Source organism: Proteus faecis, from assembly GCF_003144395.1.
Lineage (GTDB): Bacteria > Pseudomonadota > Gammaproteobacteria > Enterobacterales > Enterobacteriaceae > Proteus > Proteus faecis.
Window position 1 is genome coordinate 494,797 of sequence record NZ_PENZ01000034.1, and the last position, 20,298, is coordinate 515,094.

The 20,298-nt window shown below is 34.8% G+C and carries 17 protein-coding genes and 1 tRNA gene; 5 read left to right on the forward strand and 13 right to left on the reverse strand.

From position 1 onward, the window contains the following. Window positions 1-42 precede the first annotated feature (42 nt). From DK858_RS11895 to DK858_RS11905, 3 genes are all read right to left on the reverse strand, one after another. Complete coding sequence (locus DK858_RS11895; RefSeq protein WP_109397591.1) at window positions 43-315, reverse strand: hypothetical protein; 273 nt, start codon at window positions 313-315, stop codon at window positions 43-45. Window positions 316-1,324: 1,009 nt separating this feature from the next. After that, window positions 1,325-2,860, reverse strand: coding sequence for a murein biosynthesis integral membrane protein MurJ (gene murJ / locus DK858_RS11900; protein ID WP_109397592.1), 1,536 nt, complete (start codon window positions 2,858-2,860; stop codon window positions 1,325-1,327). Window positions 2,861-3,004: 144 nt separating this feature from the next. After that, complete coding sequence (locus DK858_RS11905) at window positions 3,005-3,601, reverse strand: TetR/AcrR family transcriptional regulator (protein ID WP_109397593.1); 597 nt, start codon at window positions 3,599-3,601, stop codon at window positions 3,005-3,007. A gap of 104 nt (window positions 3,602-3,705) precedes the next feature. Between DK858_RS11905 and DK858_RS11910 the strand changes: the two genes are divergently transcribed. Next, window positions 3,706-4,341 (forward strand): GNAT family N-acetyltransferase, encoded by a 636-nt coding sequence (locus tag DK858_RS11910; RefSeq protein WP_109397594.1) that lies wholly within the window; start codon window positions 3,706-3,708, stop codon window positions 4,339-4,341. A gap of 107 nt (window positions 4,342-4,448) precedes the next feature. On the opposite strand, the gene rimJ is transcribed toward DK858_RS11910, so the two are convergent. Continuing rightward, on the reverse strand, window positions 4,449-5,030 hold the full coding sequence (gene rimJ / locus DK858_RS11915) for a ribosomal protein S5-alanine N-acetyltransferase (protein WP_109397595.1): 582 nt from the start codon (window positions 5,028-5,030) through the stop codon (window positions 4,449-4,451). A 198-nt stretch (window positions 5,031-5,228) separates the two neighbouring features. Here rimJ and mdtH point away from each other — a divergent pair, with 198 nt between their 5' ends. Both mdtH and DK858_RS11925 read left to right on the forward strand, forming a co-directional pair. Continuing rightward, window positions 5,229-6,431 carry a multidrug efflux MFS transporter MdtH gene (gene mdtH / locus DK858_RS11920; protein ID WP_109397596.1) on the forward strand — a complete coding sequence of 401 codons (1,203 nt, stop codon included), beginning with the start codon at window positions 5,229-5,231 and terminating at the stop codon, window positions 6,429-6,431. Between the two features lie 42 nt (window positions 6,432-6,473). Next, window positions 6,474-7,028: a lipoprotein gene (locus tag DK858_RS11925; protein ID WP_109397597.1), complete on the forward strand. Its 555-nt coding sequence runs from the start codon at window positions 6,474-6,476 to the stop codon at window positions 7,026-7,028. Window positions 7,029-7,136: 108 nt separating this feature from the next. Here the strand turns inward: DK858_RS11925 and DK858_RS11930 are convergent, their stop codons facing one another. The 4 genes from DK858_RS11930 to ghrA all read right to left on the reverse strand — a co-directional run bounded on the left by DK858_RS11930 (window position 7,137) and on the right by ghrA (window position 12,933). After that, entirely contained in the window at window positions 7,137-7,718 is a 582-nt protein-coding gene (locus DK858_RS11930) for a TorD/DmsD family molecular chaperone (protein ID WP_109397598.1), read from the reverse strand. 252 nt (window positions 7,719-7,970) lie between these two features. Further along, on the reverse strand, window positions 7,971-8,579 hold the full coding sequence (locus DK858_RS11935) for a 2OG-Fe(II) oxygenase (protein ID WP_109397599.1): 609 nt from the start codon (window positions 8,577-8,579) through the stop codon (window positions 7,971-7,973). A gap of 238 nt (window positions 8,580-8,817) precedes the next feature. Beyond that, window positions 8,818-11,790 (reverse strand): hypothetical protein, encoded by a 2,973-nt coding sequence (locus DK858_RS11940; protein ID WP_109397600.1) that lies wholly within the window; start codon window positions 11,788-11,790, stop codon window positions 8,818-8,820. Between the two features lie 201 nt (window positions 11,791-11,991). Then, window positions 11,992-12,933, reverse strand: a complete 942-nt coding sequence (gene ghrA, locus DK858_RS11945; protein ID WP_109397601.1) for a glyoxylate/hydroxypyruvate reductase GhrA — start codon at window positions 12,931-12,933, stop codon at window positions 11,992-11,994. A 316-nt stretch (window positions 12,934-13,249) separates the two neighbouring features. On the opposite strand from ghrA, the gene DK858_RS11950 reads away from it, so the two are divergent. Both DK858_RS11950 and dauA read left to right on the forward strand, forming a co-directional pair. Continuing rightward, a tRNA-Ser gene (locus DK858_RS11950) sits at window positions 13,250-13,337 on the forward strand. A 577-nt stretch (window positions 13,338-13,914) separates the two neighbouring features. Next, window positions 13,915-15,615: a C4-dicarboxylic acid transporter DauA gene (dauA, locus tag DK858_RS11955; RefSeq protein ID WP_109397602.1), complete on the forward strand. Its 1,701-nt coding sequence runs from the start codon at window positions 13,915-13,917 to the stop codon at window positions 15,613-15,615. 112 nt (window positions 15,616-15,727) lie between these two features. Here dauA and DK858_RS11960 read toward each other — a convergent pair whose 3' ends face one another. From DK858_RS11960 to prfA, 5 genes are read right to left on the reverse strand one after another with little or no spacing between them, the layout of a single operon-like run. Further along, on the reverse strand, window positions 15,728-16,651 hold the full coding sequence (locus DK858_RS11960) for a TIGR01212 family radical SAM protein (RefSeq protein ID WP_109397603.1): 924 nt from the start codon (window positions 16,649-16,651) through the stop codon (window positions 15,728-15,730). A gap of 8 nt (window positions 16,652-16,659) precedes the next feature. Next, entirely contained in the window at window positions 16,660-17,514 is an 855-nt protein-coding gene (gene kdsA / locus DK858_RS11965) for a 3-deoxy-8-phosphooctulonate synthase (RefSeq protein WP_109397604.1), read from the reverse strand. Between the two features lie 57 nt (window positions 17,515-17,571). Next, window positions 17,572-18,381, reverse strand: coding sequence for an invasion regulator SirB1 (gene sirB1, locus DK858_RS11970; protein ID WP_185902268.1), 810 nt, complete (start codon window positions 18,379-18,381; stop codon window positions 17,572-17,574). After that, window positions 18,365-19,213, reverse strand: coding sequence for a peptide chain release factor N(5)-glutamine methyltransferase (prmC, locus tag DK858_RS11975; protein ID WP_109397606.1), 849 nt, complete (start codon window positions 19,211-19,213; stop codon window positions 18,365-18,367). The genes sirB1 and prmC overlap by 17 nt, the downstream gene beginning before the upstream one ends. Next, window positions 19,213-20,295: a peptide chain release factor 1 gene (gene prfA, locus DK858_RS11980; RefSeq protein ID WP_109397607.1), complete on the reverse strand. Its 1,083-nt coding sequence runs from the start codon at window positions 20,293-20,295 to the stop codon at window positions 19,213-19,215. The genes prmC and prfA overlap by 1 nt, the downstream gene beginning before the upstream one ends. Window positions 20,296-20,298 lie beyond the last annotated feature (3 nt).

The window sequence follows — 20,298 nt, forward strand, 5'->3', positions numbered from 1 at the left end:
AAACAATGATGATCCAACCAAATTTTCAATGCTATTTAATTATTAATCTTCGTTAGCAGTTATAACATCCTGACACAATAGCCCTCTAATATCTTTTGCCTCAATCCAGCCATCAACACTATCTATTGGCTTACTAGGGCTGTATAAGCGGTCATTAACGTCTTTAGCGGTGAAAGCAAGCTGTTCATTCGTTTTGTCAAATACACCAACACAGTTAACAGGAGTGAGTTTTGAGGTGCTAATTTTTCCATCAGCAGTGCAACCTGCAAGAAATAACGTAGCTAATGATATAGAAATGATAATTGCTTTTTTCATAGTAGCTCCTTGACACTCTTATTTTTACCAAAATCACTAAGTGATTGTTTAGTCGTCTTTAAACTAGAAATATCTAATGACCGATAACTGCTTTAAGTATAACGAATAAATGGATAAATACTTGAGTTATTGAGCTATTAAGGAGAAATATTGACAAGGACTAGAAAAGAGAGGGAAAAACAGAAAACAGCGGCGGACAAATGAAAGCGATAATTAGTGTACCATACTGAATTCACAGTAATCTAATTACCTATTAATAATAGATTTAGCATTAATTTCATTATTCACACGACTTATTGTTTACTGCTTATCCCCAGCAATCGTATTACCTATTTGAAGCGCAGACAAAATAGATATGATCACTTTCAGTAGTACTGAACGATAACAAGCAAATAACTTTACAGTCACTGTTAATCTACCTGAATAAAGAAATAATAATATGTCTCAAATCAAAAAAATCAAATATTTTAAAATATACTGCAATTTTTTGAAATATTTGTAATATCTCATCATTAAGTAAGAAATATTTAACAGATGTGTCAATTTTTAAACCTCTACAACACAAGAGAGTTTATCTAAAAAAAGATAATTCGTCAAACCGTAAGTACCTAGAATATAGCGTCTATTTTTTTACTTTATGTAGAATCTCACGACTAGTAAACAAATTGTCTAAAGATATTCGATATGATTAATGTTTAGATAAATTTATCAATATCAATTAAAAAATGCATTCCAATACTGGAAAACTGTATAAATCATTTAGAAATTGGAAAAAAAATTTAATAAAAAAAATAGTAAGAAAAAAGATTTTTGCATTTTTCTCACTTTTTATTTTTTTAAGGATAGCCAAATCTACATAACTAAATGTTAGAAATGTGATCAATGTGGCATTAAAAATAGTCTAAAAATAGAGAAAGGTTCTAAATAAGGAAAATTGCATTGATGAAAAGATTGTTAATTTTGCAACTCCTCACTTTTATACAAAAGCGAGGAGTCTGTATTATCAGTTTTATAAAGCACGTAGTGAAAAATGGCGAGGTCTAAATCCTAGCGCATACAACGCAACAAAATAACTTCCTGCTCCGACTACTACAACTAGCAGCAAGCGCAAGATACGCATTAGCATGTTGCCAACATCCCAACTTGGCATGATCCACAACATTCCAACTAATACAGCCGCCATTACGGCAAGCGCGATAATAAGTTTTAATAAGAACACAGGCCAACCAGCTAAAGGCTGATAAATATCTTTCTTACGGATCTGCCAAAACAACATAGAGGCATTAAAACAAGCCGCAATACCGATCGAGAGCGCAAGACCTACATGTTTTAAACTACCAATAAACGCAAGATTCATTAATTGTGTGAGGATCAATGTTGCAATTGCAATTTTTACTGGTGTTTTAATATCCTGACGTGAATAAAAACCTGGTGCTAATATTTTTATGATGATAAGCCCCATTAATCCAACACAGTAAGCGATTAACGCCTGTTGTGTCATGAGTGCATCATGCGCATTAAAGTTACCATACTGGAATAAAGACGCTGTTAAAGGTCCAGATAATACCGCTAAACCAATAGTACAAGGCAGTGCTAGTAAGAAACACAGTCTTAATCCCCAATCCATCAATTTTCTATATTCTTCAGTATTACCACTGGCAAAGCTTTTAGATAATGAAGGAAGTAAGATTGTACCTAATGCAACGCCTAATACCCCTGTCGGTAATTCCATTAAACGGTCTGCATAATACATCCAAGAAACTGATCCAGACACTAAAAAAGAAGCAAAAATCGTATTGATAATTAACGATATTTGACTGACCGACACGCCCAAAATAGCCGGTCCCATCAATCTCATCACACGCCAAACACCACTATTTTTAAATGAAACACGCGGTAAAACAAGCATACCGATTTTTTTCAAATGTGGTAATTGATAACCTAGTTGTAATATTCCCCCAGCAACAACTGCCCACGCCAATGCCATAACAGGAGGATTACAATAAGGAGCGACCACTAAAGCGAAAAAGATCATACTGACATTGAGTAGCGTTGGTGCAAACGCGGGGACTGAAAAACGATTCCAAGTATTTAAAATAGAGCCCGTCAATGAAGCTAATGATATCAGGAAAATATAAGGAAAAGTGATCCGTAATAAATCTGTCGTCAATTGAAACTTATCGGGTGAACTACTAAAACCTGGTGCTGTAACATAAATCACCCAAGGCGCAGCAATAATACCAATGACGGTAACTACTGCTAGAATAAGCGTCAGCATACCCGAAACATAAGCAATAAAGGTACGCGTAGCTTCCTCACCTTGCTGACTTTTATATTCTGCCAAGATCGGAACAAATGCTTGAGAAAATGCACCTTCCGCAAAAATACGACGTAATAAGTTTGGTAATTTAAAAGCAACAAAAAAGGCATCGGTTGCCATACCTGCGCCAAAAATACGCGCAATAATTGCATCACGAATAAATCCTAGTACCCGTGAAAATAAGGTCATAGAACTCACTGCTGCAAGTGATTTAAGTAAATTCATAAAGTCATTCTGATTTTTGTTAAATAGAATAAAAAGAAAGGGACTATACTCCGTCTCTAACATCGAAAAATCAATCTTCAATTCGCTAAGAATAGGCTAACTCAGCTTACCTTCGACTAACCAAAGAGATTAAAAAATAGCTTTTTATGGCTTCGTGAGTATTTTTCTCAACATCACTTCCAACATCGCGTGCTCCTCCCCCTCATTAAATTCAGGCTCGATAATATTTCTGCCCATAGAACCATCTGCGATGACTAACAACCATGTTGCAACTTTCTCTGGTTCAAGTGTTGAGTCTATCTGCCCTTTTTTAATACCGTTTTTCAACATGGCAATCAAACGCTGTTTGTTTTTTCTTTCATTTTCAATAAAAATCTCGTGAATGCTCGCATTACGCGATGCTTCAGCAAAAATTTCAATACTAATACGCGCATATTCGGGGTGATTATAGAGCGCTATAATTTCCTTTATTAAATCGATGATTGCTTGAATACACTCTTCTTCGGCTTCATAGCGACAAAAGATATCATTAAACAGGTGTATATCCTCTAGTGCAATCGCCTCAATAATCGAGTTTTTATTCGGAAAGTAATGAAATACATTTCCAGGGCTCATGCCTGCTTCATGACAGATTTCTGCTGTTGATGTCGAGTGAAAACCTTTTACAGCAAAGCAACGTATTGCAGCATCAATAATATGCTTCATTTTCGCTTTTTGTTTTTCAGTAACAGTCTTGTTCATAACATAAAAAATCTCTGGACAAAATAAATTAGACTGAATAGTCTATAAATAACTAGACCAAGCAGTCTAAAAAGTTAACCCTATTATTGCAGAGTAACGATATCATGCAATTACTTCATGAACACTATCAGCTTCGTGTTGCAGAGCCTTCAGATATTCCTGAAATTATTCAATTATTTGCACAAGCATTTCGCTTTAAATTGAACGCTTTTAATATTGATAGCACTAATCTTAACCAATGTCGGCAATTAGAGGCTATTTGGAATTCATTAACATGTAAAAAAAATAGCCAACAATTTATTGTCACTGATGATGGAAAGATAATTGCAACATTTTGTTTAGTGGTAAAAGAAAACAACTTTATTTCAAATCCTTTTATTAAAATACCTTTCTTGAATTATTGGCGTTTTGGTATTGCTCATTATATTAAGCAAAAGATTTTCTTTTCTTTATTTGATTATACACCAAATGAAAATGAGGCTTATTTGGCACACATTGCCGTTTTATCATCATATCAAGGACATGGTATTGCCTACGCTATACTGGAGTGGATAACCCAATATAGTAAAGATATTCTGAAAAAAGCCTATTTATCACTTTATGTCGATATTCATCATAAGGGTGCACTTTATTTGTATAAAAAGAATGGATTTTATATTGAAAAAGAAGAATCATCGCGCTTAACACAGTCTATTTTCCATATTCAACATTGGTACTATATGTTGAAAAAACTGACTTAGGTGACCTATTAGCTATCCCTTTTACTATAAAAAATTGGTAGAAGCACTGACATAAGGGTATTTTTAATATAATAATAAGCAGTGCTTTTCTTCCATGATGACCAATATTAACGTTTAAAATAAGTTCGCGTTGTTAATGCAGTCAGTACGTGATCTCGCCACTCTTGATTAATTTGCAGATAGTTTTTGGCGTATCCTTCACGTTCAAAACCATGTTTAGCTAATAGGTTTCCACTGCGTAAATTATGAGGCATATAATTCGCCATAATACGATGCATCCCTTGTTGTCGTTGCATATAGCGAAGTGTTTCTGTTAACGCTTCAGACATATAGCCATGACCTTGCCATTTTTCACCGACTGAATACCCCAAAAAACAGGCATTAAAAGCGCCACGCATCACATTGCTATAATTAGCAACACCGATAACTTCATCTTCTTTTTGTGTTAATAGCAGAAAATGAAAAGCACTTTCTTGTCGGTGTAATTCATTCATAAATTGTAAACGATGTTCCCAACCAGAAGGTAAATAATGTGTTTTGTCTCTTACGGGTTCCCATGGAATTAAAAAACGACGGTTTAATGTATAATAATCAGCCAATCTTTCAGCATCTCGCTCGTATGCTAAACGAATGACCATTCTCTGTGTTTCAAAACGAATTTTAGGAATTCCGCCACGATAACCAAACATTACGATCTCATTATCCTTTGATATAAAATAAGTCTAATTCTGAAGCAACTCTTCTTATTCTGCCACTAACCTTAATAAAAAAATATCATCTTTAATTTACTAGGAATTAAGCATATTTAGAGACAGAATAGTCGAAGAAATAAATTATTTCATTCCCCCCTTATTTTATTTAAATTATTTGCTTATTGATGGTGAGTAATGGCGCTGGTGACACAAGCCCGTACTTTGGGTAAATACTTTCTCCTAATTGACAATATGTTAGTTGTCTTAGGTTTTTTCGTCGTTTTTCCGCTTATTTCTATTCGTTTCGTCGAACAATTAGGTTGGGCTGGTGTTATTGTCGGCTTTGCATTAGGGCTTAGACAATTAGTACAACAAGGTCTCGGCATTTTTGGTGGCGCAATTGCAGACCGTTTTGGTGCAAAGCCAATGATAATAACGGGCATGTTATTACGCGCTTTAGGTTTTGCTTTAATGGCAATGGCAGATCAACCTTGGATACTTTGGTTATCTTGCATTTTATCTGCATTAGGCGGCACTTTATTTGATCCCCCTCGCACAGCGCTAGTTATCAAATTAACCCGTCCTTATGAGCGCGGTCGTTTTTACTCTTTATTACTAATGCAAGATAGTGCTGGCGCCGTTATTGGTGCACTCATCGGTAGCTGGTTATTACAATATGATTTTCATTTAGTTTGTTGGGTCGGTGCGGGTGTTTTTGTTATCGCAGCCTTATTTAATGCTTGGTTATTACCTGCTTATCGTATATCTACAACTCGAACACCGATTAAAGAAGGATTAAAACGAGTATTTCTTGATAAGCGTTTTGTCTGTTATGTCTTAACGCTAACAGGTTATTTTGTATTATCCGTTCAAGTTATGTTGATGTTTCCTATTATTGTCAATGATATTGCGGGTACGCCAACTGCCGTAAAATGGATGTATGCCATTGAAGCCCTACTTTCTTTAACGTTGCTTTATCCTATTGCTCGCTGGAGTGAAAAACATTTCAAATTAGAACAGCGCTTAATGGCTGGCTTATTTTTAATGAGCATTAGTATGTTCCCTGTTGGTATGATCCATTCATTACAAAGCATCTTCTTAATTATTGGCCTATTTTATCTTGGTACTATTACAGCAGAGCCTGCACGCGAAACATTAAGTGCATCACTTGCCGATCCTCGAGCTCGTGGTAGTTATATGGGCTTTAGCCGATTAGGCTTAGCGTTTGGTGGTGCAATTGGATATACAGGTGGTGGATGGATGTATGATTTAGGCAATCAATTTGATATGCCTGAATTGCCTTGGTTCTTACTAGGAACTGTAGGTTTAATAACACTTTATGCATTACATCGCCAATTTAATCGTAAAAAAATAGAAACAGCCATGCTTACTCCCTAAAGATCAGTTAAACTCTTAGTTATCAATGATCAAGGAGTGTTTATGAAAGCCATTTTTCTAACAACTGTATTAGTATTAACAAGCTTAGTCTCTGGGTGTGATCAACTCAAGCAATTTGATGTGAGTGAAAATCTTATTAATGACTATATCAGCCAAAAAATAAATCTCCAGAAACATATTGGTGAAGATGAAGTTGTATCCGCTGATATTAAATTGAGTAATCTTTCCATTCAAATTGGTCGTACTGAGCCCGGTAAAATTAATCTTTCTGGTACAACCGATCTGATAATTAATTCGTTCTTTGGCAAGACAAGCGCTAAAGTTGAGCTTACATTATCAGGCCAACCTTCTTATCAAGCAGATAAAGGAGCGATATACATAAAATCAATGACTATTGATAGTTATAAAGTCTCTCCAGAAAAAATGGATGCTGTGGTGGTGGCACTAAAACCTTATTTAGATACAACAATCGCGACTTACTTTGATAATCATCCTGTTTACGTTCTTAATCCAGAAAAAAACAGCGCTGAAGCCGCCGCGTTTAAACTGGCTAAAGGAATTGAAGTTAAACCTGGTAAATTCGTTATCCAGCTCTAATAGTTACGCGAGTTAATTAAAAATATTTATCGTCATTAATGAGAAAGGCAAACCTAATGGTTTGCCTTTTTTATGAATACTAGAATACTTTTACAAAGAAATATTATATTACTCGGCTTCTGTATTTTCTGTCTTATCACTCTCTTCATCATCAGAGAGCTCTTCACGTAATGCGGATAACGCACCACGTGCAATACCAGCTAGTGTACGATAAAAGCCACTTGTTGCATAAGCTTCAACCTTACCTAAAAATGTTCCCGCCCAAGGTAGCAGATACTCATCAAACAATTGTATTTGTGCTAATACTTCATCTTCTGCAGAGTTATCTTCAAGCCACGACGCAGCCAGTAATAAAGCACCAAAACTGTCTGTTGCATTATCAGTAACAGGCATACCCCTTATGACTAAGAATTGACGAATATCATCTTCTTTGATCTCTTCATAATCATGGGCATAAACAGACACAGCGGGCACTTCACCTCCAAAAAGAGATTGATAATCAGCTTCTACAATAGCCAAATCTTTGACGTTATTTTTTAATGCATTAAATAACTCATCTTGCTCTAATGGCCATAGTTGACTAAGTTTTCCTTCACCAATCATTTTAATAATTGGAGATAGAATCGGATCTATGGGAGCGCGCTGAAATAATGTGCCTAAAAGTCGGCAAACTATTGAAAATTCATTCATTGTATTTTTATCCTAAAAAGTTTCGCGTTATTGTGCTTTTAATAGAAAGAAAATCAACTTTTTTCGCCCTTTCTCTTTATATTGTTAATATTAATCTTACTATCTTTAATCACTTAAAACAGAAAAAGCGCGCTCTTATATTAAGTCTTTTACTTAATATAAGAAACGCGCCTAATCCCATGCTATTTATAAAGTAGTTTTATAAAAAAGTATTAAAAACGACTTTATGACAACAGCATTTTATTGCATTTGTTAACTGGCTATATCAAGAAAATTATCTCTTACACCATTCACGCGAAACCATCCTGCAATACTTATTCTCTCTTTATTAGTAGGAAGTACTTCATGAGGAAATTGTTCTGAAAGGAAAACGACCAAACGTCCACCTTTAGGCTCAACTGTCGCAAGTTGATTATTTTCCAAATCATAAATAACTAACTCACCACCGTCTTCTTTTTTCCAATCCTCATTAAGATACAATACTGTCGTTAAACGTCGAGTAACATTCTCTTTAAATGCATCCAGATGTTTTTTATAAAAAGCACCTTTTTCATAACAAGCAAAATGCGCTTCGTATTCAAAAAGTCCTAGAAAAAACTCACGGTTGACTGCGCTCTGAATAGACGCCATTTGCATTAAGTAATGCTGAACCGGCATCCCCATTTCAGGTTCTAACCAACGTATTTTATCACTCCGAATTGTTGTTTCTTCAAGCCTATTCTCATGACGACCAATACGTGCTTGTTGTGTCTTACCATCAAAACAAGCGCTTAATTGTTGAACAGCCTCTGGTGTGAGGAAATTATCCCATACACACCATCCTTTCTCTGCTATTTGCTCAAGAAGCTCTGCTATATTCATAAAGTATATTGTCTGATAAACATGGGAGCTTACTTTATAACACCAAGTATAGAAAAATGACAATTTAATAAATTTATCTTTCTGATAACGTCAATTAATCAGATATTAATACTATAAAAATAGAATCTACGAGAATAAATAAAATATCATGCTATTTAAGACGTAGAAAAATATCTTGATAAACAGAATGTTATCAAGATGTTTTAATTTCACATTTAAAACATAATAGAATGTTTTTTTAAAAATAATAATTTGTCGACACTTTATCTAATTGTTCATTATCTTCATCATATAAAAATTTGATTTCACCTTTTATCTGGTGATAAATAATTCCTTTTGCATTCTCTAACTCTACTAATACAAGTGGTATTGATTTATCTTTCTCTAATAATTCACTAATCGACATAATATCAATTGAGCTAAGCTGATACTTCAGCTTACTAAAATCATCCTTAAATTTATCATATAAATTGCTTAATGTAGATTTAATAGAATCAGTCGTGATATTCTCATTTTTTATTATTTCATTTATTTTTTCATTAAACATTTCTTTAGCTTTTTTATAAATAATCTCACTCTTTTTATCCAGTTTATATTGAAAAACAGAGTAAGATTTGAACCTCTCATTTTTATTGTTTTTTTCTTGTGAAGATAATGTTTTCTTCCTTCCTTCTAAATCTAATAAAAATTGATTTTTAAAATTATTTCCATCCTTCAATTTATCAAAGTTAGAAATAACCTCCATCTCATTTAACAAAACAGGATCTTTTTTCATTTTATTTTTCAATTTTTTATTTGGTAACATTGTTAAATGAACACCATCAAGTTTAGAGATATTTTTACTTACATTATAAAAAGTCGGATTTTCATCGAATAACTTATTTATTTTCAATACTCTCTTATATATTCCTTTTAAATTCTTTTTTTTATTTTCAAATTTTCTTTCATCTTTTAGTTTTTGGCTGTTGAAAACATTAATACTAAATAAGCTATTAATTTTCTTCTGAAACATAAATTCAACATTTTTTATTGTTGCTAGAGGAAGCCAATTGTTTGCTTTGGTTGAATTTGTTTTTGATGGGATAAATTTTAAGTCTCTATAAGCATCAAGAAGAATTTCGAATAATTTCAAATCTATTACCTTCTTTTTTTTGGCTTCACTTATTTCCCCATAGTCAAAAAATTTATTTATATTGAAGTTTAATTTTAGCAAATTAGCAATAACATTAATCCCAATTGCATTTCTAGGTATTGACATTTGTGTTTTATTACCAAGAGATAAATTAACACCTGCATTAAGTTCACTTCTCATATCAGCTGAAATTGCTAATGATATATCCCTATTATCATTGAGTGTTGTGTTATTTTTTAATTCTTCATAAGTAAACTTCATTCCTTTATCAATAAAATCAACAACATCATCTAATGCAATTTTAAATGAAAAATCTGATTGTCTTTCATAATTAATGCTAAGATATACACTCGCCATTAATGATGTTGTTGCATTATAACTAACATTTTCTCCTATCCATTTTTTTTCACATCCAGCAATCCCTCCTGATAAACCAGCGGATACATTAATACCTTTCTTATTAATAAATGAAAATATCACTTCATTTTTTTCATTTTTTGAAAGTGTTATTGAATGTGTTTTCGCATAACTTGCTAATATAAAAGCATTAACACCAATATTTGCGTTCAAACTCATTAAATTCGTACTAAAGAAAGCACGTATCCCTTTACTATCCATAATACTAACACTACTTTTTTCTTTCATCTCTTTAACTAAAGAATAAATAACCTCACCTGCTGTCTTACTATTCTTGACTCCTTTAATATACTTGCTTAATATTTGATCTGCTTCTTTCATATTTATTCTAGCACTGTGTAAAGCTTTAAATTTATTTTCACATGGTGATGTGGAAGAATTTGAAATCTCTTTTATATTTGAAACGGCTCCTCTAAATCCAGGATCAACAGTTTTAGCAACATTTGATGCCATCGATTTATATTGTTTTAATGCATATTGTTGTTTGGTTTTATCAATGCTAATTCTTACCTTATCAATCAAAGATGAAAATAAGGGAATATAACGACTACTAAAATTACCTATTTTTTGAGTAGAAAACGGCTGACCTGAATGATAGTTATTATAATGATTCTCACCTACCATTGAATAAAATGATAAAGGAGGCTCCTGCTTTAAACGAGTAACTTCATACTGATAATCTTTAAGAGAAAAAATATTCAAAGGATCTAGATAATATATTTTTATTTTATTACCTTTATCCACAACGAGTTGGATTTGATTTAATATGGGTTTAATTGCTAATATTTTATCTGTCGATTTTAAAGGGATTTTTATTTTATGTTCTACTTCTTTATGTTCTACTTCTTTATGTTCTACTTCTTTACGCTCTACTTCTCTATGCTCTACTTCTCTATGTTCTACGACATTAGATTCTTCTATTTTCCCACTATCAACTTGATCGCTAGAAATAATTTCTTTAGGTAACCCCTTTATATAAAGCATATTATCTTTAAGACTAACGCTTAAATCTAATCCTTCACGATTAATTTTTAATACATTACTCTCTTTTAATTCCACTATATTATTGATGCTGGATAAATCTTGCTTTAGCTCATCATCAATTATGTATTTTTCATATTCAACAATAAAACTATTCTCAATAGAATTTGATGAGCTATCGTTTAAATTATAGTCTTTTTCAACTTTATTAAACTTAATTTTATATAATTCATTCTTATTTTCTTCTGCACTATCAGATTTATTTTCGCTTCTTTTATTTCCAATCAAAAAACCATTAGGATCAACATAAAGTTCTTTAAACTTCATATTATCACCTTGTTGGGATTCTATATTGAAAACATTATATTTAAATCCTCCTTTAAAGTGTTTATTATATAAACCTGTAATTAAATCATGCGTTTTACCTTTAATTAATAGTAAGGAACCATCATCTGAAAGAGTAATTCCCATATTATTAAGTAAAGATGTATTTGTTGAGCCTAAATATACATAGTTATTAGCATTATTTAAGCTAAATTTATTTTCTTTCTGTTTTTCATTTTTTTTGATATAGGTATTATTGCTATTCTTTACCTTTTTTACTCGATGCCTTTCTTTGCTTCCATCATATATACCGATAGGTATTAATTTACTGATTACTGATTTTATTTCATTAGTCATATGATGTGCCTCATAATGTTTAAATCTATAAGGCAATAATCAATAAGATAAACTGCAAATGCTATCTTTTTACAATCAGATTTTTATGAGATTATATAAAAATCAAAAAAATATTTTTTTTTTGAAAGTCAGAAGTAAAAAATAGGCAACAAATTAAAATTTGTTGCCTATTATCTAAAATTAAAAATAAATAAAATAGACTTAGTAACCGCTCATCATATCAACTACACCAAAAGGTTCTTCTCCCTTTTCAATTCGTTGAATATTATCAACAATCGTATCCATAGCTATATGTGGAATAGTGAAAGCAGCAATATGTGGTGTAATAGAAACGCGAGGGTGTGTCCAAAATGGGTGCATTCCCGCTAAAGGCTCTTGAGCAAAAACATCCAAAGTAGCATCTGCAATATGCCCTTGATCAATCGCCTCTAATAAATCTTGATCAACTAAATGCGCACCACGAGCAAGATTAATTAAATAAGAAGAAGGTTTAAGTTGTTCAAAGAGTGAGTAATTCAATATACCATGAGTTTCTGGCGTATAGGGTAATAAGTTAATCAGTAAATTACACTCTTTAAGGAAATCACTCAGTTGCTCTTTACCAAAAAAACTTTCAACATTTTTAATTTGTTTTTCACTGCGACTCCAGCAACGAACTTTAAAACCAAGCTCGGCAAGTTTAGTTGCCACACTTCCACCTAAAGCACCCGCACCTAACACACCAATCACGAAATTATCATAAGAATGCGCAGGAAGCTGTTTCCATAAGCGTTGTGATTGTTGACGTTTATAATCATCCATTCGACGAAAATAATACATCACTTTAGCAATCGCATATTCTTGCATTTGAAGCCCCATCCCGGTGTCTTCCAAACGCATAACAGGAACACCTGTCGGTAATGTGCCAGGCTTTTGTTGTTCTTGTTTTAAAATAGCATCAACACCAGCCCCTAATGCAAAAATACCTTTAAGGTGATTACGACTTGCAAGCATTTCATAAGGAGGAAGCCAAACCATCGCGTAATCAGCAGGTTGATTATCACCCGCTTCCCAAATGCGTATATTGGCATTTGGCAAACGCGCCTTCATACCATTGATCCATGTTTCTGCGTCAAAAAAAGGATGATAATAAATAATATTCATTTTGCCTTCCTCCAGCATTTTTATCATAGGGTGCGAGGGTTACGTTCTGATTTCAAGTCTCTTTGAATAAGTTGTTAATAAAAATGTTGAGAATGTTAACCAGTTAACGAAATTCTTCATTCTGTTTTCAATACAACGATCCATTTTGGTATTGCTTTACTGCATAATTTGTCTAGCATTTGTGCATATTGTTTTTTATTTGACTGCTTGATACAAAAGTTAAAGGAAAAATGCATTTAGCTGTTGACGCCTATGATCCTTTTCCATATAGTAGCGCCCCGTTGAGAGATGTTAAGTACATATCCAACAACAATACGGTGAGATGTCCGAGAGGCTGAAGGAGCACGCCTGGAAAGTGTGTATACGGCAACGTATCGAGGGTTCGAATCCCTCTCTCACCGCCATATTCTAAGATAGAGCTTAGCTTTTTAGCTAAGCTCTATTTTTTTGTTCAAAAAATACACTTATAGCCTCGTTTCTCTTCACTAAATTATTGATATCCATTCCCCCTTCATTTTTTGATGATATAATTGTTAGTATACAACATATTTTTTATTCTATTTTTTGCTTAATCGTTTATTTAATAATTTCTTTTATCACTTAATAGTCTCTGATAATTAATTTTAATGAATTAAAATAACTTATGTATTTGTTATTTATACCTATCAGATTTTTATGACATGAAAATGTTTTCATTATTTTATCTATAAACGACATTTATTCTAAAACAAAACGCTTTTTATAATTTTAAATAAATTTAAACTTTATTTTCAAGCAAGCAACAGAATAAATACAATAAGATACATTACATTATCTATTTAGGTTAACTTATTAGTTTAATTGATTTTATTTTTACTAAGCTTTAAGATATGCATTAATAATTTGATATATCACATTATTATCAGCGAATAAAAGCGATATCCTCTTTTTTCCTTATCGTCGTTATTCGGCATCTGACTTCTTATTTTGGTTTAATCCTAAATGAAAACTCATAAAGTTAACCGGGTTCGCCCCTTTAGTGCATTTATTGATGCATGTGTAAAAGAGCCTTACTCTTTTGCGCGTTTATTAAAAGATATTATTGCAGGGATCACCGTCGGAATTATCGCGATACCTTTAGCCATGGCTTTGGCAATCGGTAGCGGTGTTCCTCCGCAATACGGTCTTTATACCGCAGCTATTGCCGGTATAGTTATTGCTGTTTCTGGTGGCTCTCGATACAGCGTTTCAGGCCCTACAGCTGCTTTTGTTGTGATCCTTTATCCTGTATCACAACAGTTTGGTTTGAGTGGCTTATTGATTGCTACGCTTATGTCTGGCGTGATCTTAGTGGTTATGGGATTAGCTCGTTTTGGTAAGCTAATAGAATATATTCCTGTTTCTGTAACACTTGGATTTACATCAGGGATTGCTATTACAATCGCCACGATGCAAGTAAAAGACTTTTTTGGTCTTGAATTAGCACATGTGCCAGAAACTTATATCGACAAAGTTATTGCTCTAGGCTCTGCATTACCAACTATTCATCTTGGTGATACGCTTATTGGTCTAACAACTCTATTTGTTTTAATTTATTGGCCTAAACTGAATTTACGTTTACCTGGACACTTACCTGCTTTAATCGCGGGTACTGCAGTAATGGGTATTGTGAATATGTTCGGTCATGATGTTGCAACAATTGGCTCGCAATTTAGCTATATACTTCCTAATGGAACAACCGGCCAAGGTATTCCACCTATTTTGCCTCAGTTTGTTTTACCTTGGAATTTACCTAGCTCAGGTACATCACTGGAATTAAATTGGAGCACCGTTTCTGCTTTATTACCCGCAGCCTTTTCAATGGCAATATTAGGTGCAATTGAATCGTTATTATGTGCAGTTGTACTTGATGGCATGACAGGCAAAAAACATCACTCTAATGGCGAGTTAGTTGGACAAGGTGTTGGTAATATTGTTGCTCCTTTCTTTGGTGGTATTACAGCGACTGCAGCTATTGCACGTTCAGCTGCCAACGTGCGTGCAGGTGCAACATCACCAGTTTCAGCTATTGTTCACTCATTATTAGTGTTACTCACTTTACTTGTATTAGCCCCTTTCCTTTCTTATTTACCCTTAGCCGCAATGTCAGCACTGCTGTTAATTGTTGCATGGAATATGAGTGAAGCACGTAAAGTTATTGATCTTATTCGACATGCCCCTAAAGACGATATTATTGTCTTAATATTATGCTTATCGCTTACCGTTCTCTTTGATATGGTTATTGCAATTACTATCGGTATTGTGTTGGCTTCACTGTTATTTATGCGCCGTATTGCTAATATGACCAAAATAACTGAATCCACTTATACTGATGATGATAAGCAGTTATTGGTTGTACGTGTTAATGGCCCATTATTCTTTGCCGCCGCTGAACGTATCTTTAATGAGTTACGCGAACGCAGTAAAGGTTATAAAACCATTATTATGCAATGGGATGCCGTTCCTGTATTAGATGCGGGTGGATTACATGCGTTCCAGCATTTCGTTACTGATGTTAAAGACGATACTCATGTGATTGTGTGTGATATTCCTTTCCAACCATTAAAAACGTTGGCAAGAGCAAGAGTTACGCCAATTGAAGGGACACTGAATTTCTATCCTTCATTACAAAAAGCACTGGATGATTTGGAATTAATTCAGTAATTCTTTAGATTTTCAGATAAAAACTTAACGCCTTTAATTAAAATTAAAGGCGTTTTTAATTGCGAATAATTATAATATTTGATTTGATAAATTATTAATTTCAACTTTGTTCTTAATAAGGAATAAAAGCATTACCAATACCACTGCCTTGCACACCCTTTTTTAATAAATCTTGATAAAGTGCATTCATACCCAGCCAATGATTTTCACACCATTCAGGCGCTAATAAAGTTGGCTTTCTTGCACTGGCACAAACACGGTGATAAACAACTTCAGGTGGTGTATGACGGATCATTTCACCAGCAGTATAAACATATTGTTCTTGTGTTAATGCCGTTAAACGCCCTGCTTTCCATGCTTTGGCTATAATACTGCCCTCAACAATATGTAAAGGATGTAATTTCACGCCATCAACCCCAGTTTCAACAATGCGTTCTAAGGTTTGCATATTAAGTGCATGATCTTCACGAGGAAGCCCCACTATCAAGTGGGTACACACTTTTAAACCACGACGCCTTGCTTCTCGAGTTGTGGCTTGGTAACACTGAAAATCATGCCCTCGGTTAATCTGTTTTAATGTTTTATTATGTGCAGTCTGTAAACCCAACTCTAACCACACTTCATAACCTTGGTCTTGATAGCTTTGTAACAAATCTAACACACTAACAGGGACACAATCTGGTCGAGTTCCTACACATAGCCCCACCATATTAGCTTGCAATAATGCAGTTTCATATAGATTGCGTAAGTATTCTACTTCAGCATAAGTACTTGTATAGGCTTGAAAATAAGCAAGATAACGGCGAGCTCGACTAATATTTCTTGCTTGTTCCGCGATTTGTTCCTCAATAGAGTGATATTGCGTTAACTCATCAGCAAACGAAGAAACATTACAAAAGGTACAGCCACCTCGCCCCAGCGTACCATCACGATTAGGGCAATTGAAACCGCCATGAAGGGTGATTTTGTGGATTTTTTCGTGATAACGGCGCTGAAGATCAGCGCCGAACATATTAACAACCGTATGCAGTTGCATAACACATTTTATTTACTGGTATCTAACTCTGGGAAACTTTTTACCACTTCATCAATCGCTTTAATTTGAGCTAAGAAAGGCTCTAATTTTGCAAGTGGTAACGCTGATGGGCCATCACAAAGAGCATTATCTGGTTCTGGATGAGCTTCAAGAAATAATCCAGCAAGACCAACAGCCATACCTGCACGTGCTAATTCTGCAACTTGTGCACGACGTCCACCAGATGCAGCACCAAATGGGTCACGGCATTGTAATGAATGCGTAACGTCAAAAATAACTGGTGCACCTTGTGATGCTTGCATCATGACATGAAAACCTAACATATCAACAACTAAGTTATCGTAACCAAAATTACTACCGCGATCACACAGAATAACTTGGTCGTTACCGCCTTCCTTAAATTTATCAACGATATTCCCCATTTGACCAGGGCTGACAAACTGCGGTTTTTTCACGTTGATCACTGCACCTGTTTTTGCCATCGCTTCAACAAGATCAGTTTGACGCGCTAAAAATGCAGGTAATTGGATAACATCCACAACTTCTGATACAGGTTGAGCTTGTGCAGCTTCATGAACGTCAGTAATAATTTTAACGCCAAAAGTTTCTTTTAACTCTTGGAAAATTTTCATCCCTTCTTCTAAGCCTGGGCCACGGTAAGAATGGATTGAAGAACGGTTTGCTTTATCAAAAGAAGCTTTGAATACATAAGGAATATTCAGTTTTTGAGTTACAGTGACGTAATGCTCACAAATACGCATGGCTAAATCGCGCGATTCTAATACATTCATGCCACCAAAAAGCACAAATGGCAGGTCATTTGCTACCTTGATATCACCAATATTCACCACTTTATGTTGCATATTTATCCCTATACTGTTTGTAATGTACTGTGTTAATGAAGTACGTTTCTTAAATTTTTAATGTAGAACAATAGGATTTTGTTCTATCGAATGAATTTGGATTTTGATCATCTCTGAAATAGGATCTTCAGGACACTGTTCAACAAAATAGTTTAAATCAGAAATCGCCACATGGTTACACTCTAACTGAGCAAAAATAAGTCCGCGATCACGTATTTCGTAAGGATCTTCAGGATCAAACATTAACACCGTTTCACTGGCTTTTAATGCTTGCTCCATATTCTTTTCTTCCATTAAAGATACTTTCAATGTATCCAAAAGCTTACGAATAATAGAGCTATATTCTGATTCTTCTAAATCTGTTGCTAATAATACAGAAGAACCACCAACATTCCCTTTTAACCAAACTTCTAAGGTATGTTTAGATAGATATTCACCATTTATTGGATTTAAAAATAACGGTTGTTCATTAGGAATATCTATTCTGATAATAAGTTGTGTTGGAAAGATAACCGGTACTAAGGGTAAATTTAACGCTTGCGCGATATAAATAAGAATCGACCCCAGTGAAACAGGAGAGCCTACATGAGTCGCTAATACTTTATCTAACCATAAAGTATCAGAAAGGCGATATTTGCCACTAGCACCACTAAAATGCCACTGTTTATAAAACAGTTTTAGCAATGCTTCTAGCTGCTCTTTAATATTTCCTTGTTGGGGAATTTCGGCTTCTGCTTGTTCAACTAACTGTGCCAGTTGGTAACCAACAGAAGTGGTTGGAAAATCAGGTCGAATAGCCTGAGAGATAAGGATCATGCCCTTAACTAAAGGGGCTTTATTAAATTCGTAATCAGCTATGGTTTCTATCATAATTCCAACGACCTACTGTCACTCGCTCATTACCGCCATAATCACGGAAAGTTTCCACACAGCAGTAACCCTTATCAATAAAAATATTGCGTACACCTTCACCTTGTTGCCAGCCGTGTTCCAATAATACCCAACCATTATCAGTTAAAAACTGACGAGCAGTTTCAATGATAATTTCGATATCAGCAAAACCATTTTTACCAGCAACTAATGCAGTTAAAGGTTCAAAACGAACATCCCCTTGATGAATATGCTCATCATTCTCATCAATATAAGGAGGGTTACTAATTATCATACCAAATTGATGCCCAGAGAGTGAACTAAACCAACAACTTTCCATAAATTCGGTGTTGTTTAATGCTAAATTGCTTGCATTCTCTTGCGCTAATTTCACTGCTTCAGCTTGAAAATCCACACCAACAATATGGCAGTCTGGGCGTTCTGATGCCATTGCTAACGCAATAGCGCCGGTTCCAGTTCCTAAATCAAGAATACAGGTTGGCTCTGATGGCAGTTTTTCTAATGCTCTTTCAACAAGGCATTCTGTATCTGGACGGGGAATTAATGTTGCAGGTGAGACTTTTAAAGGCAGTGACCAAAACTCTCTCTCGCCGACTAAATAAGCAATAGGTTCACCTTTAATGCGTCGAGTAAGCAATTGCGATAACTGAGCTAACTCGTCTGACGAAAGTACCGTTTCATTAAAGGCAATTAAATAAGTGCGAGTACGTTTTGTTACGTAACCAAGGAGAATTTCAGCATCTCGTTTAGGGCTGTCACTTTCGATTAATTGCAAGGCTGCTTTACGCAGCCATTGTTCATAATTCATTAATTTAACTCAGAAAGTGCTGAAAGCTGATCCGCTTGATATTCGGTCACGATAGGCTGAATTAATGGTTCTAATTTTCCTTCCATCACCTCATCTAAACGATAAAAAGTGAGGTTGATACGGTGATCTGTGACACGACCTTGTGGAAAATTGTACGTTCTAATTCGGTCAGAACGATCACCTGAGCCCAATAAGTTACGACGTTCAGAAGCTTCTGCTTCTTGACGCTTTTGTATTTCAGCCGCACGAATACGTGCGCCTAATACAGACATCGCCTTAGCTTTATTTTTGTGCTGTGAACGTTCATCCTGACATTCCACCACAATTCCTGTTGGAATATGCGTAATACGAATAGCAGAATCGGTAGTGTTAACGTGCTGACCACCCGCCCCTGAAGAACGGAATGTATCAATACGCAAGTCACTTGGACTGATTTCAGGTAATTCAGCTTCAGGTACTTCAGCTAATACGGCAACCGTACAAGCAGATGTATGAATACGACCTTGAGATTCCGTTTCAGGAACACGTTGAACACGGTGACCACCAGATTCAAACTTCAATACACCATAAGCGCCATCGCCAACGACTTTTGCAATGATTTCTTTATAGCCACCATGCTCACCTTCGTTAGCATTCATGACTTCAATACGCCAGCGACGTGATTCTGCATAACGACTATACATACGGAATAAATCACCCGCAAATAATGCCGCTTCATCGCCCCCTGTTCCCGCACGAATTTCAAGGAAACAGTTAAATTCATCATCAGGATCTTTAGGCAGTAACAGCACTTGTAGTTGCTGCTCTAAATCATCGTTTAATGCTTGTGCTTCTTTTAGCTCTTCTTGTGCCATCTCTTTCATTTCAGGATCATCAAGCATCATTTCAGCTGCTTCGATATCGTCTTGCACTTTTCGCCATTGGCTAAAACAAGTCGTGACGTCAGTCAATTGAGAGTATTCTTTTGAAAGCGCACGAAAACGCTCCTGAGAGGCAATAACATCGGCTTCTGACAGAAGTGCCTGAATTTCTTCATAACGCTCTTGTAGAGCTTCCAACTTAGCGACAATAGAAGGCTTCATTCG

Excerpts from the sequence above, each read along its gene's own strand:
- DK858_RS11930 (WP_109397598.1), bottom strand. The coding sequence starts at position 7,718 with ATGAATGAATTTTCAATAGTTTGCCGACTTTTAGGCACATTATTTCAG.
- ghrA (WP_109397601.1), bottom strand. The coding sequence starts at position 12,933 with ATGAATATTATTTATTATCATCCTTTTTTTGACGCAGAAACATGGATC.
- DK858_RS11940 (WP_109397600.1), bottom strand. The coding sequence starts at position 11,790 with ATGACTAATGAAATAAAATCAGTAATCAGTAAATTAATACCTATCGGT.
- DK858_RS11935 (WP_109397599.1), bottom strand. The coding sequence starts at position 8,579 with ATGAATATAGCAGAGCTTCTTGAGCAAATAGCAGAGAAAGGATGGTGT.
- DK858_RS11960 (WP_109397603.1), bottom strand. The coding sequence starts at position 16,651 with ATGCAACTGCATACGGTTGTTAATATGTTCGGCGCTGATCTTCAGCGC.
- prmC (WP_109397606.1), bottom strand. The coding sequence starts at position 19,213 with ATGAATTATGAACAATGGCTGCGTAAAGCAGCCTTGCAATTAATCGAA.
- DK858_RS11905 (WP_109397593.1), bottom strand. The coding sequence starts at position 3,601 with ATGAACAAGACTGTTACTGAAAAACAAAAAGCGAAAATGAAGCATATT.
- DK858_RS11910 (WP_109397594.1), top strand. The coding sequence starts at position 3,706 with ATGCAATTACTTCATGAACACTATCAGCTTCGTGTTGCAGAGCCTTCA.
- dauA (WP_109397602.1), top strand. The coding sequence starts at position 13,915 with ATGAAAACTCATAAAGTTAACCGGGTTCGCCCCTTTAGTGCATTTATT.
- murJ (WP_109397592.1), bottom strand. The coding sequence starts at position 2,860 with ATGAATTTACTTAAATCACTTGCAGCAGTGAGTTCTATGACCTTATTT.
- mdtH (WP_109397596.1), top strand. The coding sequence starts at position 5,229 with ATGGCGCTGGTGACACAAGCCCGTACTTTGGGTAAATACTTTCTCCTA.
- DK858_RS11895 (WP_109397591.1), bottom strand. The coding sequence starts at position 315 with ATGAAAAAAGCAATTATCATTTCTATATCATTAGCTACGTTATTTCTT.
- rimJ (WP_109397595.1), bottom strand. The coding sequence starts at position 5,030 with ATGTTTGGTTATCGTGGCGGAATTCCTAAAATTCGTTTTGAAACACAG.
- prfA (WP_109397607.1), bottom strand. The coding sequence starts at position 20,295 with ATGAAGCCTTCTATTGTCGCTAAGTTGGAAGCTCTACAAGAGCGTTAT.
- kdsA (WP_109397604.1), bottom strand. The coding sequence starts at position 17,514 with ATGCAACATAAAGTGGTGAATATTGGTGATATCAAGGTAGCAAATGAC.
- DK858_RS11925 (WP_109397597.1), top strand. The coding sequence starts at position 6,474 with ATGAAAGCCATTTTTCTAACAACTGTATTAGTATTAACAAGCTTAGTC.